Raw genomic sequence first — 15,735 nt, 5'->3', positions numbered from 1 at the left:
CCGCGGCGCCCGGTGACCCCGGGCGCCCGTAGGCCGTTCCGACTTCCAGGGGGATCCTCCGCATGACCGTCACCGCGTCCGACGACGCCGCTCCGGCCGTCGCCCACTTCCGCTTCTTCGCGCTCGAAGTGGTCCGCACGCGCCGCCTCGGCCACTCGTTCCTGCGGGTCACGTTCGGCGGGGAGTCCCTCGCGGACTTCCGTTCGGGCGGCTTCGACCAGAGCCTGTCGCTCTTCCTGCCCCCGTCCGGCCAGGAGCACACCGTGCTCCCGTCCACGGACGAGGACACCTGGTTCGCCGCTTGGCGCGGGATGCCGGACGAGGAGCGGCCGGTGATGCGCTCGTACACGGTGCGCGAGCAGCGCCGTACGCCCGAGGGGGCGGACGAGGTCGACATCGACTTCGTCCTGCACGGGGACGCGTCGCCGGCCTCCCGCTGGGCGGGGCGCGCGGTCGCCGGCCGCCGGATCATGGCCATCGGCCCGGCCGTCGCGGAGAACAAGTCCGTGCGCTTCCAGCCGCCGGCCGCCACCGACGCGATCTGGATGTACGCGGACGAGACCGCCCTGCCGGCCGCGGCCGCGATCCTGGACCGGCTGGCCGCCGGGACCCGCGTCCGGGCCTGGTTCGAGGTCCCGCACGAGGACGACCGGATCGCACTGGACACGCTCGCCGACGCGGACATCACCTGGATCGTGCGCGAGGGCCACGGCCGGGAGCGGGCCGAGCAGGTGCTGAGCGTGCTGCGTTCGGCCGAACCGCCCGCCGCCGAAGTCCCGTACGTCTGGCTGGCGGGCGAGGCCGGCACCGTTCGCGCGGTGCGCCGCCACTTCGTGCAGGAACGGTCCGTCGACCGCCGCGCGGTGCGTTTCACCGGCTACTGGCGGCTCGGCGCGAGCGAGGAGCAGCTCCTCGCCGAGGCCTACGCCGGCAAGGCCCCGAGCGAGGACCCGGCGTCCGAGCTGTAGTCGACTTCCGCATCCTGTAACGCAGTTGGGGATGGGCCCTGGCTTTCAGCCAGAGCCCATCCCTATTTGGCTTATTAGCTTAGGTTAGGCTAACCTAAGCCTCACACACCCCACCCTCCCCTTCCCCCCCTGCCCGGAGGAAAGTTGATGCGCTCGCATCTGCTGAATGAGACGACTGCGGACCTCTACCGGCGTTCCGTCACCGAGGGCGTCGACCGTGTCGCCGCCAAACTCGCGACCACGGAACGGCCTCACACCGGTATATCCGTCGACGAACTCGCCCCGGTCATCAACGGGATCGACCTGGACAAGCCGCTCGCGGACGCGACCGCCGTCCTGGACGAGCTGGAGGACGTGTACCTGCGCGACGCGGTGTACTTCCACCACCCGCGCTACCTCGGGCACCTCAACTGCCCGGTCGTGATCCCCGCCGTGCTCGGCGAGGCGGTCCTCTCGGCCGTCAACTCCTCCCTCGACACCTGGGACCAGTCGATCGGCGGCACGCTGATCGAGCGCCGCCTCATCGACTGGACCGCCCAGCGCATCGGCCTCGGCCCCGCCGCGGACGGCATCTTCACCTCCGGGGGCAGCCAGTCCAACTTCCACGCCCTGCTGCTCGCCCGCGACGAGGCCTGCCGCATCGTCATGAAGAAGGAGCTGGACGAGGGGCGCGAGCTCACCAAGGCCGAACTGCTGCCGAAGCTGCGCATCTTCACCTCCGAGGCCAGCCACTTCAGCGTGAAGAAGTCGGCCGCCATGCTCGGGCTCGGCTACGAGGCCGTCATCGCCGTCCCGGTCGACCGCAACCGCCGGATGGACACTGCGGTGCTCGCCCTGGAGCTCGAGGAGTGCGCCGCCGAGGGCCTCTTCCCCATGGCCGTCGTCGCCACCGCCGGCACCACCGACTTCGGGTCCATCGACCCGCTCCCCGAGATCGCCCGCCTGACCGCCGAGCACTCCGCGTGGATGCACGTGGACGCCGCCTACGGCTGCGGACTGCTGGTCTCCCCCACCCGCCGGCACCTCCTCGACGGCATCGAGCACGCCGACTCGGTCACGGTCGACTACCACAAGTCGTTCTTCCAGCCGGTCAGCTCCAGCGCGATGCTGGTCCGCGACCGCGACACCCTCAAGCACGCCACGTACCACGCGGACTACCTCAACCCGCGCCGCATGGCCGAGGAGCGCATCCCCAACCAGGTAGACAAGTCCATCCAGACCACGCGCCGCTTCGACGCGCTCAAGCTCTGGATGACCCTGCGCGTCATGGGCGCCGACGGCGTCGGCTCGCTCTTCGACGAGGTCATCGACCTGGCCGCCGCCGGCTGGGACCTGATCGACGCCGACCCGCGCTTCGAGGTCGTCGTCAAGCCGCAGATCTCCACCCTCGTCTTCCGCTTCCTGCCCGGCGAGGAGGCCCCCGCCGACCTCCTCGACGAGGCCCAGCTCCACGCCCGCAAGGCGCTCTTCGCCTCCGGCGAGGCCGTCGTCGCCGGGACGAAGGTGGACGGGAAGCAGTACCTGAAGTTCACCCTCCTCAACCCGCAGACCACGACGGCCGACATCGCTGCCGTCCTCGACCTCCTCGCCGCACACGCCGAGCAGTTCCTGGGAGAATCCCTTGCCGTCCACCACTGAGCCCCACGACTTCATCGGCATCGGCCTCGGTCCCTTCAACCTGGGACTCGCGTGCCTCACCGCGCCGATCGACGAACTGAACGGCCTGTTCATCGAGTCGAAGCCGCACTTCGAGTGGCACGCGGGGATGTTCCTGGACGGCGCACACCTGCAGACGCCGTTCATGTCGGACCTGGTCACCCTCGCCGACCCGACGTCGCCCTTCTCCTTCCTGAACTACCTGAAGGACCAGGACCGGCTGTACTCCTTCTACATCCGGGAGAACTTCTACCCGCTGCGCGCCGAGTACAACGACTACTGCCGCTGGGCCGCCGACCGGCTCGACAACGTCCTGTACTCGACCTCCGTCACCGAGGTCACCTACGACGAGCAGGCCGGGCTCTACGAGGTCCGCACGGACCAGGGCGGGACCCACCGGGCCCGCCGCCTGGTCCTGGGCACCGGCACCCCGCCCTTCGTCCCGGAGGCCTGCGCCGGCCTCGGTGGCGACTTCCTGCACAACTCCGCCTACATGCAGAACAAGGCGGAGCTGCAGAAGAAGAAGTCCATCACGCTGATCGGCTCCGGCCAGAGTGCGGCCGAGATCTACTACGACCTCCTCGCCGAGATCGACACCTACGGCTACCAGCTCAACTGGGTCACGCGTTCCCCGCGGTTCTTCCCGCTGGAGTACACGAAGCTGACGCTGGAGATGACCTCCCCCGAGTACGTGGACTACTTCCACGCCCTCCCCGAGGACACCCGCTACCGGCTGGAGACCCAGCAGAAGAATCTCTTCAAGGGCATCGACGGCGACCTCATCAACGCCATCTTCGACCTGCTCTACCAGAAGAAGGTCACCATGCCGGGGCAGGTGCCGACCACCCTGCTGACCAACACCTCCCTGAACAGCACGGCGTACGACACCACCACGGGCACCTACACCCTGGGGCTGCGCCAGGAGGAGCAGGAGCGGGACTTCACCCTCGCCTCCGAGGGCCTGGTCCTGGCCACCGGCTACAAGTACCAGGTGCCCGAGTTCCTCGCCCCGGTGCGCGACCGGCTGAACTTCGACGGCCGCGGACGCCTCGACGCCGGCCGCAACTACAGCGTCGACACCACGGGCCGCGGGGTGTACCTCCAGAACGGCACGACCCACAACCACTCCCTGACCTCGCCCGACCTGGGCATGGCCGCGTACCGCAACGCCTACATCGTGGGCGAGCTCCTCGGCCGCGAGTACTACAAGGTCGAGAAGTCCATCGCGTTCCAGCAGTTCGCAGCCCCGGAAGGCACGCACGTATGAGCACCACCACCGGTGAGATCCTCTTCACCCGCACCGACGCGGCACTCGGGACCTTCGCCATCCGCCCGCTGGACCCCTTCGCCGACGCGGAGCTGCTGCACGGCTGGGTCACGCACCCCAAGGCCTCGTTCTGGATGATGCAGGACGCCTCGCTGCCGGACGTCGAGCGCGAGTACATGCGGATCGCCGCGCACGAGCACCACAACGCGTTCATCGGCCTCCACGAGGGCCGCCCGGCCTTCCTGATGGAGAGCTACGACCCGAGCGAGCTGGAACTGGTCGGCCTGTACGACGCCCAGCCCGGCGACGTCGGCATGCACTTCCTCGTCGCGCCGAGCGACCAGCCCCTCAGCGGCTTCACCCGCGCCGTGATCACCACGGTGATGGCCGCCCTCTTCGCCGACGCGCAGACGGAACGGGTCGTCGTCGAACCGGACGTCCGCAACACGGCGGTGCACGCCCTCAACGCGGTGGTCGGTTTCGTCCCCGAGCGCGAGATCCAGAAGCCGGAGAAGGAAGCCCTCCTCAGCTTCTGCACCCGCGCCCAGTTCGAAGCAGCCACCGGCATCACCCAGGAAGTGTCGATATGAGCCTGGCCGACGCCGTCTCCCACCTCTCCCCGGAGCTGTGGGCCCGCGCGAACCGCGCGCTGGTCCGCAAGGCCCTCGCGGAGTTCTCCCACGAACGCCTCCTGACGCCGAAGCCGCTGGGCGATTCCTGGTACTCGGTCCTGAGCGACGACTCCACCGTGGAGTACCGCTTCAAGGCCGTCCTGCACGCCCTCGACCACTGGGCGGTGGACGAGTCCTCGGTCACCCGCCTGCAGGACGGCGCCGAGCTCCCGCTGGACGCCCTCGACTTCCACATCGAGCTGCGCGAGGCGCTGGGCCTGAGCCCGGAGGTCCTGCCCGTCTACCTGGAGGAGATCTCCTCCACCCTGGCCGGCACCGGCTTCAAGTACACGAAGCCGCAGATCTCCTCCGACGTCCTCGCGAAGTCCTCCTTCCAGGACATCGAGACCGGCATGACCGAGGGCCACCCCTGCTTCGTGGCGAACAACGGCCGCCTCGGCTTCGGCGTGCACGAGTACCTCTCCTACGCCCCGGAGACGGCGAGCCCGGTCCACCTGGTGTGGGTGGCGGCCCGCAAGGACGTGTCCACCTTCACGGCGGGCGCGGGCCTGGACCACGACTCCTTCGTCCGCGCCGAGCTGGGCGAGGAGGCGATCGCCGGCTTCGCGGCGCAGCTGGAGGCCCTGGGCCTGGACCTGGCCGACTACCACCTGCTGCCGGTCCACCCCTGGCAGTGGTGGAACAAGACCACGGTCACCTTCGCCGCCGAGATCGCCAACCGCCGCCTGGTGCTGCTGGGCGAGGGCTCGGACGCGTACCTGGCGCAGCAGTCGATCCGTACGTTCTTCAACCAGAGCGCGCCGGAGAAGCACTACGTCAAGACGGCCATCTCGGTGCTGAACATGGGCTTCATGCGGGGGCTCTCGGCCGCCTACATGGAGGCCACGCCGGCCATCAACGACTGGCTGCACCAGCTGATCGAGGGCGACGAGGTCCTGCAGTCGGTGGACTTCTCGATCATCCGCGAGCGCGCGGCGATCGGCTACCACCACCGCCAGTACGAGCGTGCCACCGACCGCTACTCCCCGTACCGCAAGATGCTGGCCGCGCTGTGGCGCGAGTCCCCCGTCAACTCCCTCAAGGGCGACGAGCGGCTCGCCACCATGGCCTCGCTCCTGCACGTCGACGCCGAGGGCAAGTCCTTCGTCGGCGCCCTGATCGAGGAGTCGGGCCTGACCCCGGCGGAGTGGCTGCGCCACTACCTCCGCGCCTACCTGGTCCCGCTCCTGCACTGCTTCTACCAGTACGACCTCGCGTACATGCCGCACGGCGAGAACACGATCCTCGTCATCGAGGGCGGCGTGGTGAAGCGGGCGATCTTCAAGGACATCGCCGAGGAGATCGTGATCATGGACCCGGACGCGGTCCTGCCGCCCGCGGTCGAGCGGATCCGGGCGGACGTCCCTGAGGACATGAAGCTGCTGTCCGTCTTCACGGACGTCTTCGACTGCTTCTTCCGCTTCCTGGGCCCGATCCTGGCGACGGAGGGCATCTGCGAGGAGGACACGTTCTGGCAGGCGGTGGCCGACTGCGGCCACGCGTACCAGGACTCGGTGCCGCAGCTCGCGGAGCGCTTCGCTCGGTACGACCTGTTCGCGGAGGAGTTCCAGCTGTCCTGCCTGAACCGCCTCCAGCTGCGGAACAACAAGCAGATGGTCGACCTGTCCGACCCGTCCGCCGCCCTGCAGCTGATCGGCACCCTCAAGAACCCCGTCGCGGCCTTCGCCCGGCGGTGACCCGGGGGGCGGGCGGGCGGTCGATACGGTCCCTCGACCGCCCGCCCCTCCCCACAGCACGAGGGCGTGTCCGCGAAGCCCAGACCGGCCCTCTTCGCGGACCCGCCCTCGTGATCGTTCCCGAAGAGCCGGAGGCGGCTTCCGCGGCACCCCCGTGCCCGCGGAAGCCGCCTCCGGCTCTTCGGACGCCCCCGCGGCCCGCCCGGTTCCAAGTGTGGCCCGGCAGAAGGATGCTGTGGAGTCGATTTCTAGAAATGTTTTCTAGTTACTGCGCCCATGGAACATCCGGGGCCCGGTAGAAGCCGATGTGCTGCGCGTCGAGGCGGGCCTGCTGGGCCGCCAGGCGGCGACTGTACGAGGGCCAGTCCAGCGAGCCCGCCGGGGACCAGCCGAGCTCCGCCAGGCCCAGGACCCGCGGGAACGCCATCAGCTCCCAGTCCGCCCGCGTCGCGACGTTCTCCGTCCACAGCGGGGCCTCCACGCCCAGGACGGCCGACTCCGGGACCCCGGCCAGGTAGGCCCCCGGGTTCCAGGAGTACGCCCGCCGCACCGGTACGTACCCGGCCCACGCCAGCCCCGGCTTCGTCGCCGCCTCGTACTTCATGTCCAGATACAGCCGGTCCGCCGGCGACAGGACCAGCCGGTGCCCGGCCTTCGCCGCCGCCACGACGGCCGCCCGGTCCGCGGCCGAGGTCTTGTCGTGGCCCCAGTACTGCAGCACCGCCCCCTGCGCCGGCCGCGCCCCCGCCAGCTGGTGCCAGGCCATCACCGTCTTCCCGTACCGGCCCACCACCGCCTGCGCCCGGTCCATGAAGGCCGCGTAGTCCGCCGCCGGCGTCACGTGCGCCTCGTCGCCGCCGATGTGCAGGTAGCGGCCCGGGGTCAGCCCGGCGAGCTCGCCGAGCACCTCGTCGATGAACTCGTACGTCCGCTCCTTGCCGATGCACAGCGAGCTGAAGCCCACCTTGGTCCCCGTGTACCGGTCCGGGGCCTTCCCGTCGCAGTTCAGTTCGGCGTAGGAGGCGAGCGCCGCGTTCACGTGCCCCGGCATGTCGATCTCCGGGACCACGTCCACGTACCGCTCCCCCGCGTAGGCCACCAGCTCCCGGTACTCGTCCTTCGTCCAGTGCCCGCCGGGACCGCCGCCGACCTCACTGCCGCCCCCGTACTCCGCCAGCCGCGGCCAGGAGTCGACCGCGAGCCGCCACCCCTGGTCGTCGGTCAGGTGCAGGTGCAGCGTGTTGACCTTGTACTGGGCGAGCTGGTCCACGTACCGCTTGACCTGCTCCACCGAGAAGAAGTGCCGCGCGATGTCGACCATCGCCCCCCGGTACGCGAAGCGCGGCCGGTCGGTGACCGTTCCGCCCGGCACCGTCCCGGGACCGGTCACCGGCACCAGCTGCCGCAGCGTCTGCCCCGCGCGGAAGAGGCCGGCCGGGGTCCGCGCGGTGAGGGTGATCCCGCCGGGGCCGGACTCCAGCCGGTACCCCTCTTCGCCCAGCCCCTCGGCCTCCTCGTCGATGCCGAGCCGGATCCCGTCCCCCTGCGCCCCGTCGACCACGGGCAGCGGCAGCCCGCTCGGGCCGCGCAGCTGCTCCGCGAGGAGCTCGCCCACCCGGCGCACCTCCTCGTCCGCCCCCTGACCGGTACGGATGACCGTGCCGGGCCCGAAGGAGTAGCCGGGCCCCTCGGCGCGCGCGGAGAGCGGCGCCGGCAGCAGCCGCTCGAAGGGGGCGAGGGCCGCGGGCGGATCGTCGCCGGGTCTGGCGTCGTCCCCGTGGGCGGTGGTGCAGGAAGCGGAACCACCGAGGACGCCGAGGGCGAGGAGGGTGCCGAGCGTGCGTCGCAGTCGCAGGACTCTCATGGCCCAGGTATAGGCCAACTGGCTCGTCCGCGACGGTGGGAGAATCGCCGGATGGCGGAAATCATCCAGAAGGACGGCACTTGGAGCTTCGACGGGGACGCGGTGCGCATCGTGCCGGGCCGCGACAAGGGAGTGGCGCTGTTGCGGCAGACCCTCGGCGAGGTGGTCGTACCACTGCGCGCGCTCGCGGGGATCTCGTACGAGCCGAGCCGCAAGGCGGGCCGGCTTCGGCTTCGGCTGCGTGACGGCGCGGACCCACTGCTCCAGGTGACGGGCGGGCGCCTGCCGGAGGCCTCCGACCCGTACCGGCTGACCGTGGAGTCGGACCGCAGCGGGGTCGCGGAGTACTTCGTGGACGAGGTCCGCAACGCCCTGCTGCTCGACCAGGTGGACACCGGCCCGGTGGACACGTACCTGCTCCCGGGGCCGCCGGTGCCGATCGCGGTGGGCGCGGGCGACGGGACGGCGGCCTTCGACGGCGACCGGGTGGCCCTGGACTGGAACTGGACGACGGAGGAGGCCAAGCGCTCCGGCGGACCGCGGGAGTTCAGGATCGCCGACCTGCGCACGGTGGAGTGGTCCCCGTCGAAGGGTCTGGAGAACGGCTGGCTGCGCTTCACCCTGACGGGCGCCCCGCCGGCCCCGGCACCCAAGTACGACCCGCACACCGTGGAGCTCTTCGGCTTCAAGAAGGACCCGCTGATGGCGCTGGTCGCGGCGGCCGTGGCCGTACGGATGCCCCACCCGGCGGCGCCCCAGGAGGGCCCGGCCGACACGGTCGCCGCGCCCGCGGAGCTCTCCTCGGCGGCCGCCCCCGCCGAAGATCACGACGCTCTGCTGCGGCGACTGCGCGAGCTGGGCGATCTGCACCAGGCGGGGGTCCTGACGGCCGAGGAGTTCGCCGCGGCGAAACAGGCTGTTTTGCGGCGTTTCTAACCGGACCGACCTATTCCCTGGTCCAGACCAGGGGGATCCTGCCCGATTTCGGGCAGGATCTTTGCGTTCGGCGCCGTTAGCCGCCAATATCTACGAGTGCTCGATCGCCGCCCGTCGCATGACGACCTCGTCGACCACCTGGTGCGCAGCACCGCGCTGCAGCGCGGCGAGGCCGCCCGGGTGGTGCTCGACGTGCTCGCCTACTTCGACGAGACGACCGAGGAGTTCGTCCGCCGCCGCCACCGGGAACTGCAGTCCGGCGGAGCGGTCAACGCGGAGATCTTCGAGCGGATCGCGGCCGAGCTGCCGCACCGCGCCGTGGCGCCCCCGGAGCTCTCGCTCCGGCAGCTGCGCCGCATCGTCTACGGCTGAGCCGGCGGCCGCGGGCGCGGCTGCGGGCGAGTACACGAACCGAACTTCAGGAGGGGCAAAACCGTATGTGCGGAATCGTCGGTTACATCGGCAAGCGTGACGTGGCACCGCTGCTGCTGGAGGGCCTGCAGCGGCTCGAGTACCGCGGATACGACTCCGCGGGCATCGTCGTGAACAGCCCGAAGGCCGCCGCCCTGAAGGCGGTCAAGGCCAAGGGCCGGGTCCGCGAGCTGGAGTCCCGCGTCCCCAAGCGCTTCGCCGGCACCACCGGCATCGCCCACACCCGCTGGGCCACCCACGGCGCCCCCAGCGACCTCAACTCGCACCCGCACCTGGACCCCGAGAACAAGGTCGCCGTCGTCCACAACGGCATCGTCGACAACGCCTCCGAGCTGCGCGCGAAGCTGGAGGCCGAGGGCGTGGTCTTCGCCTCCGAGACCGACACCGAGGTGATCACCCACCTGATCGCCCGCTCCCAGGCCGACACCCTGGAGGAGAAGGTCCGCGAGGCGCTCAAGGTCATCGAGGGCACCTACGGCATCGCCGTGATGCACGCCGACTTCCCCGACCGCATCGTGGTCGCCCGCAACGGCTCTCCGGTCATCCTCGGCATCGGCGAGAAGGAGATGCTCGTCGCCTCCGACGTCGCCGCGCTGATCGCCCACACCCGCCAGGTCGTCACCCTCAACGACGGCGAGATGGCCACCCTGAAGGCCGACGACTTCCGCACCTACACCACCAGCGGGACGACCACCACCGCCACGCCCGAGACCGTGGAGTGGGAGGCCGCCTCCTACGACATGGGCGGCCACGACACGTACATGCACAAGGAGATCTCCGAGCAGCCCGACGCGGTCGACCGCGTGCTGCGCGGCCGGATCGACGACCGCTTCAACACCGTGCACCTGGGCGGCCTGAACCTGGACCCGCGCGAGGCGCGCGGCATCCGCCGGGTCAAGATCCTCGGCTGCGGCACCTCGTACCACGCGGGCCTCATCGGCGCCGGCCTCATCGAGGGCATGGCCCGCATCCCCGCGGACGCCGAGCCGGCCTCCGAGTTCCGCTACCGCAACCCGGTCGTGGACCCCGACACCCTTTACATCGCGGTGTCGCAGTCCGGTGAGACCTACGACGTGCTCGCGGCCGTGCAGGAGCTCAAGCGCAAGGGCGCCCGCGTCCTCGGCGTGGTCAACGTGGTCGGCTCCGCGATCGCCCGCGAGGCCGACGGCGGCGTGTACGTGCACGCCGGCCCCGAGGTCTGCGTCGTCTCCACCAAGTGCTTCACCAACACGGTCGTGGCCTTCGCGCTGCTCGCCGTGCACCTGGGCCGCATCCGGGACCTCTCCGTCACCGACGGCAAGCGGATCATCGAGGGCCTGCGCAAGCTGCCCGCGCAGATCCAGGAGATCCTCGACGGCGAAGAGGACATCAAGAAGCTGGCGGCCGAGTTCGCCGAGGCCAAGTCGATGATGTTCATCGGCCGGGTGCGCGGCTACCCGGTGGCCCTGGAGGCCTCCCTCAAGCTGAAGGAGATCTCCTACATCCACGCCGAGGCCTACCCGGCCTCCGAGCTCAAGCACGGTCCCCTCGCCCTGATCGAGCCCTCGCTGCCGACGGTCGCGATCGTCCCGGACGACGACCTGCTGGAGAAGAACCGCGCGGCGCTGGAGGAGATCAAGGCCCGCAGCGGCCGGATCCTGGCCGTCGCCCACCGCGAGCAGGAGAAGGCGGACCACACCATCGTGGTCCCGAAGAACGAGGACGAGCTGGACCCGATCCTGATGGGCATCCCGCTCCAGCTGCTGGCCTACCACACGGCCCTGGCCATGGGCCGGGACATCGACAAGCCGCGCAACCTGGCGAAGTCGGTCACCGTCGAGTAGCCGACGGCCCCCGTCACATGAGTCGACCCCCGTGCGCCGTGCGCACGGGGGTCGGCCCCTTTCGATCACTTCGGATCACTTCGGATCCGTGGCGCTCAGCTCGCGGCGACCGCCCCGCGCCGGGACCTGCCGACGGCCATCGGCCAGTGCGCCAGGGCTGCGGTGGCCCCGTACCAGGCCAGCAGCCCGGACACGGCGGCGACCCAGCCGCCCGCCTTGGCGAGCCCGCCGCTGTCCATGAACGAACCTATCGCCAGCAGGACGAGCGACAGGGTCAGCAGGCCGTAGACGCCCTGGCTGAACAGACCGCTCGCGGCGGCGACCGTGAGGGTCAGCGCGAGCATCGCGAACAGGACGAGAAACGTTCCGGCGGCTTCATCGGAGACCGAAGCCCCCGCGCCCTTGGCCCACGTGAACCAGAAGATGCCGAGGCCCGCGAACGCGGTGCCGTTGAACCCGTTGCCGCCGCGGTACTCGAGGAGGCCGAGGAGGAACAGGGCCGCGCCGCCGACGTACATCGCGAGCGACACGGAACTGGCAGCGGACACGCCGTCGATGACACCTGTGTGGCCGATACCGAATGCGAGAAGGGTGAGACCCAGGGCGATGTTCCCGAGGGTCGAAGTCGAGGCCGTGCTTCCCGCAGAGACACCATTGTCCACGGCGGGCTCCCTTCGATCTGCAGTTGTTTGCTGCGTCCCAGCAGCATTTATCTACCCTTTACACGAGGGCACAACCGCACAATCGACTTAACAGAGGGTCACGGAATGACAACAACCGGTCGCTGCGCACGCTTGGCCAGACGGCCGGCCACCGATCCGAAGATCCGGCCCACGATCCCGTGCGTGGAGCCGACCACGATGGCGTCGGCCGAATACTCCCGGCCGACCTCCTCCAGCTCATGGCAGATGTCACCGCCCCGCTCGACCAGGATCCACGGCACTTCCGCCAGGTAGTCCGCGCAGGCGAGCTCCAGCCCGAGCACCTCGGTGCGGTGGTCCGGCACGTCCACGAAGACCGGAGGCTCGCACCCCGCCCACACGGTGGTGGGCAGCCGGTTGGCGACATGGACGATGATCAGGCCCGATCCGGAGCGTCGGGCCATGCCGATCGCGTACGCGAGGGCGCGCTCACTGGACGTGGATCCGTCGAATCCCACAACGACTCCGTGCCGGAAGGCCGGATCGCAGGGCAGGCGTGTCTGTTCCACCGCGCGCAGATCGGCGGCCGACGCGGGGTCGGCGAGGCGTTTGCGCTTGCGGTCCGCGGGTTCGGAGAATTCGTGACCGGCCATGGGTGTCTCGGCGAAGAGGTCCTTGGAGGAAGCAACAGGGGCGAAATCGGCGACGCAGTGTGACGGAGCTATGTCCGGGAAGCATCTTCCCAAGCCCATACCCACCAGGGTACGGCGACACTCCTGTCCTGCACAGGGCTTGCCGCCCTTGGAGAGCGTCCCAGGGAGCATGCCGGAGCGAGCGCTCCTTGGCAATGACCACTGCCCCCTACAGCCAGTGACGAGTCGGGGCGCCGCCACCCGTGCGCGCAGTGACCGAGCCGAGCCGCGCGGCGTTGGACACGAGTCCGACCGTCCAGGAAGAGCCCGCAGGGAGCACGCCGTGCCCGGTCATCCGGTTCACCCCGTCCAGCCAGCTCAGCCGACGCAGTCCGTCCGGTCCCTCCAGCCCGCCGACCCGGGCCCGCACTTCACCCCGTCGCCGCGCCCGGGCCTCCACCCGACCCTTCACCCGTCCGTGCAGTCCGCCGGACGCACCCATGACGACCCTGCGGGTGACGTGGTGCGCTGGGCCGCGTTCAGCTGCCTGCTCGTCCCCGTGGTCCTCGTCGTCTACGGAACCTCGTACGGCGGGGCGGCCGTCGCGACCCTGGGGCTGCTCGCCGTGACGGCCGCGTGCCGGGTCCTGCTGCGGCACTCGGAGAAGCACGAGCGGGCGGCGGCCAGGGTCCGGGCGGAGCGCCCTGCGCCCTCCCGCCGCCGCCGGCACTCGCGCGGCGGGGCCGGGAACCGCCGCGGCTGCCACGGCTCCGGCGCCGGGTCCCCGCATGACTGACTCATTCGCACACCCACACACGCACGTTTTCAGCCAACTTCCCGGCAGGGTGCCCTCCTTGCCGGAATGTCCCCCCACCCCCCTCACCACCAGCGACTACGGACCTCGGGGGGCGTAACGGCCCTACGGGTACTGGCCACGGCCGGTGGACGGCCTTCCCATTCGGGTAGCGGAGCGGAACGCTTACTGATCGAATGCTTTTCGCCAAGTTGAGAAGTCGACATAGCGCTGCGTGCTGAACTTGTCACGCCGACACCACGGGACGCAGTAGATTCGATCATGTATTTACGGCGGGGGATCCACGTGCAAGGCCGAGGGGAAACGTGCAGGTGCGACCAGACCAAGGAGTCGCGACACCCAAGGGGGGCTTAGCGCCATGAGCCAGGATTCCACCGCCGTCGTCACAGACGCCGGCCGGAAGCTCGCGGGGCGTCGCCGCAGGGAGATCGTCGCGGTGCTGCTCTTCAGCGGCGGACCGATCTTCGAGAGCTCCATTCCACTTTCCGTGTTCGGCATTGACCGGCAGGACGCGGGAGTTCCACGCTATCGACTGCTCGTGTGCGCCGGTGAGGACGGTCCGCTCAGGACCACCGGCGGACTCGAACTGACCGCGCCGTACGGGTTGGAGGCGATCGCCCGGGCAGGCACGGTCGTCGTTCCCGCCTGGCGCTCCATCACATCACCACCGCCTCCAGAGGCGTTGGACGCACTGCGTCTGGCGCACGAGGAGGGGGCCCGGATCGTCGGACTGTGCACGGGAGCCTTCGTGCTTGCCGCCGCCGGTCTGCTGGACGGCCGGCCCGCGACGACGCACTGGATGTACGCGCCGACGCTGGCCAAGCGGTACCCGTCCGTCCACGTCGATCCGCGCGAACTGTTCGTCGACGACGGCGACGTGCTCACGTCCGCGGGCACTGCGGCCGGAATCGACCTGTGCCTGCACATCGTGCGCACGGACCACGGCAGCGAGGCGGCCGGGGCCCTGGCCCGCAGGCTCGTCGTGCCGCCGCGCCGCACGGGCGGACAGGAGCGGTATCTCGACCGGTCGCTGCCGGAGGAGATCGGCGCCGACCCGCTGGCCGAGGTCGTCGCCTGGGCGCTGGAACACCTCCACGAGCAGTTCGACGTGGAGACCCTGGCGGCCCGCGCCTACATGAGCAGGCGCACCTTCGACCGCCGGTTCCGCTCGCTCACCGGCAGTGCGCCGCTGCAGTGGCTGATCACCCAGCGGGTGCTCCAGGCGCAGCGGCTGCTGGAGACCTCCGACTACTCGGTCGACGAGGTCGCCGGGCGGTGCGGGTTCCGCTCGCCGGTCGCCCTGCGGGGTCACTTCCGGCGGCAGCTGGGGTCCTCCCCGGCCGCCTACCGCTCCGCCTACCGGGCACGCCGGCCGCAGGCCGACGTGGCACAGGTGGCCGAGATCTCGTCGGGGCCGGTTCCGCACCAGCGCACTCCGCAGCCCCACCGGGCGGCGGCGGCCCTGGCCGCGGCGGGCCCGACGGTGACGGAGCTGTACGCCCCGGGCCGGGTCCTGCGGGAACACGCGTAACCCCCACCACGGGTACGGCAAGGGAGGTCCTCCATCGGTCACCGCCGATGGGGGACCTTCCGCTTATGCGGTCCGCTCCGCAAGGGACCGCATAAGGTGGGACACATGAACGATCGCATGGTGTGGATCGACTGCGAGATGACCGGGCTCTCGTTGACGGACGACGCACTTATCGAGGTGGCCGCACTGGTCACCGACTCGGAGCTCAACGTGCTCGGCGAAGGCGTGGACATCGTGATCCGCCCGCCGGACGCGGCCCTAGAGACCATGCCCGACGTGGTGCGCGAGATGCACACCGCTTCCGGCCTGCTCGACGAGCTGGCCGGCGGGACCACCCTCGCGGATGCCGAGGCGCAGGTCCTGGCGTACGTGCGGGAGCACGTGAAGGAGCCCCGCAAGGCGCCGCTCTGCGGGAACTCGGTCGGCACCGACCGCGGCTTCCTGCTGCGCGACATGGCCGCGCTGGAGAGCTACCTGCACTACCGGATCGTGGACGTGTCCTCGGTCAAGGAGCTGGCGCGCCGCTGGTACCCGCGGGCGTACTTCAACAGCCCGCCGAAGAACGGCAACCACCGGGCGCTGGCGGACATCAAGGACTCCATCACCGAGCTGCGCTACTACCGGGAGGCGGTTTTCGTGCCGCAGCCCGGGCCCGACTCGGACACGGCCCGGAGCATCGCCGCCAAGCACGCCTCGCCGGGCGCGTAGCGGCTCCCGCGGAGAGGGGTGCGGGAAAGGGTGGAGCGAGCACCCTCCCGGACCCTGTACCCTTTTCTTCGGCCGGTCGGTTTTCCGACCGGACA

At 70.3% G+C, this 15,735-nt stretch carries 14 protein-coding genes; 11 read left to right on the top strand and 3 right to left on the bottom strand.

Features of this window, described 5'->3' with window-relative positions; all coding sequences use genetic code 11:
* The first annotated feature begins 62 nt into the window (after positions 1-62).
* From PV721_RS11390 to PV721_RS11370, 5 genes are all read left to right on the top strand, one after another.
* The gene (locus tag PV721_RS11390; protein WP_319722949.1) at positions 63-968 is read left to right on the top strand and encodes a siderophore-interacting protein; all 906 of its coding nucleotides are present in this window, start codon (positions 63-65) and stop codon (positions 966-968) included.
* Between the two features lie 147 nt (positions 969-1,115).
* Entirely contained in the window at positions 1,116-2,606 is a 1,491-nt protein-coding gene (locus PV721_RS11385; protein ID WP_319722947.1) for an aspartate aminotransferase family protein, read from the top strand.
* Positions 2,590-3,891, top strand: a complete 1,302-nt coding sequence (locus tag PV721_RS11380; protein WP_319722945.1) for a lysine N(6)-hydroxylase/L-ornithine N(5)-oxygenase family protein — start codon at positions 2,590-2,592, stop codon at positions 3,889-3,891. The genes PV721_RS11385 and PV721_RS11380 overlap by 17 nt, the downstream gene beginning before the upstream one ends.
* The gene (locus PV721_RS11375; protein WP_319722943.1) at positions 3,888-4,481 is read left to right on the top strand and encodes a GNAT family N-acetyltransferase; all 594 of its coding nucleotides are present in this window, start codon (positions 3,888-3,890) and stop codon (positions 4,479-4,481) included. Before PV721_RS11380 ends, PV721_RS11375 begins: the two co-directional genes overlap by 4 nt.
* Positions 4,478-6,259, top strand: a complete 1,782-nt coding sequence (locus PV721_RS11370) for an IucA/IucC family siderophore biosynthesis protein (RefSeq protein WP_319722941.1) — start codon at positions 4,478-4,480, stop codon at positions 6,257-6,259. The genes PV721_RS11375 and PV721_RS11370 overlap by 4 nt, the downstream gene beginning before the upstream one ends.
* A 265-nt stretch (positions 6,260-6,524) precedes the next feature.
* Here PV721_RS11370 and PV721_RS11365 read toward each other — a convergent pair whose 3' ends face one another.
* The gene (locus PV721_RS11365; RefSeq protein ID WP_319722939.1) at positions 6,525-8,123 is read right to left on the bottom strand and encodes a beta-N-acetylhexosaminidase; all 1,599 of its coding nucleotides are present in this window, start codon (positions 8,121-8,123) and stop codon (positions 6,525-6,527) included.
* A gap of 51 nt (positions 8,124-8,174) precedes the next feature.
* Between PV721_RS11365 and PV721_RS11360 the strand changes: the two genes are divergently transcribed.
* The 3 genes from PV721_RS11360 (at position 8,175) to glmS (ending at position 11,314) form a co-directional block, all read left to right on the top strand.
* Positions 8,175-9,059: a DUF4429 domain-containing protein gene (locus tag PV721_RS11360; protein WP_319722937.1), complete on the top strand. Its 885-nt coding sequence runs from the start codon at positions 8,175-8,177 to the stop codon at positions 9,057-9,059.
* Between the two features lie 96 nt (positions 9,060-9,155).
* Positions 9,156-9,431 (top strand): hypothetical protein, encoded by a 276-nt coding sequence (locus PV721_RS11355; protein ID WP_030008735.1) that lies wholly within the window; start codon positions 9,156-9,158, stop codon positions 9,429-9,431.
* Positions 9,432-9,496: 65 nt separating this feature from the next.
* On the top strand, positions 9,497-11,314 hold the full coding sequence (gene glmS / locus PV721_RS11350) for a glutamine--fructose-6-phosphate transaminase (isomerizing) (protein ID WP_319722934.1): 1,818 nt from the start codon (positions 9,497-9,499) through the stop codon (positions 11,312-11,314).
* 95 nt (positions 11,315-11,409) lie between these two features.
* Here glmS and PV721_RS11345 read toward each other — a convergent pair whose 3' ends face one another.
* The gene (locus tag PV721_RS11345; RefSeq protein WP_319722932.1) at positions 11,410-11,976 is read right to left on the bottom strand and encodes an acetate uptake transporter; all 567 of its coding nucleotides are present in this window, start codon (positions 11,974-11,976) and stop codon (positions 11,410-11,412) included.
* 98 nt (positions 11,977-12,074) lie between these two features.
* Positions 12,075-12,608, bottom strand: a complete 534-nt coding sequence (locus PV721_RS11340) for a universal stress protein (protein WP_319722977.1) — start codon at positions 12,606-12,608, stop codon at positions 12,075-12,077.
* 457 nt (positions 12,609-13,065) lie between these two features.
* Between PV721_RS11340 and PV721_RS11335 the strand changes: the two genes are divergently transcribed.
* The 3 genes from PV721_RS11335 (at position 13,066) to orn (ending at position 15,640) form a co-directional block, all read left to right on the top strand.
* The gene (locus tag PV721_RS11335; protein WP_319722975.1) at positions 13,066-13,383 is read left to right on the top strand and encodes a hypothetical protein; all 318 of its coding nucleotides are present in this window, start codon (positions 13,066-13,068) and stop codon (positions 13,381-13,383) included.
* A gap of 376 nt (positions 13,384-13,759) precedes the next feature.
* Complete coding sequence (locus PV721_RS11330; RefSeq protein ID WP_319722930.1) at positions 13,760-14,932, top strand: helix-turn-helix domain-containing protein; 1,173 nt, start codon at positions 13,760-13,762, stop codon at positions 14,930-14,932.
* 105 nt (positions 14,933-15,037) lie between these two features.
* A complete protein-coding gene (gene orn / locus PV721_RS11325) occupies positions 15,038-15,640 on the top strand; it encodes an oligoribonuclease (RefSeq protein WP_319722928.1) in 603 nt (200 codons plus the stop codon).
* The last annotated feature ends 95 nt before the right edge of the window (positions 15,641-15,735 follow it).

The sequence above is a fragment of the Streptomyces sp. MB09-01 genome (genome assembly GCF_033794505.1).
GTDB lineage: Bacteria > Actinomycetota > Actinomycetes > Streptomycetales > Streptomycetaceae > Streptomyces.
The sequence above is the reverse complement of the archived record's forward strand: the minus strand, read 5'-3'. Positions and strand labels throughout refer to the sequence as shown.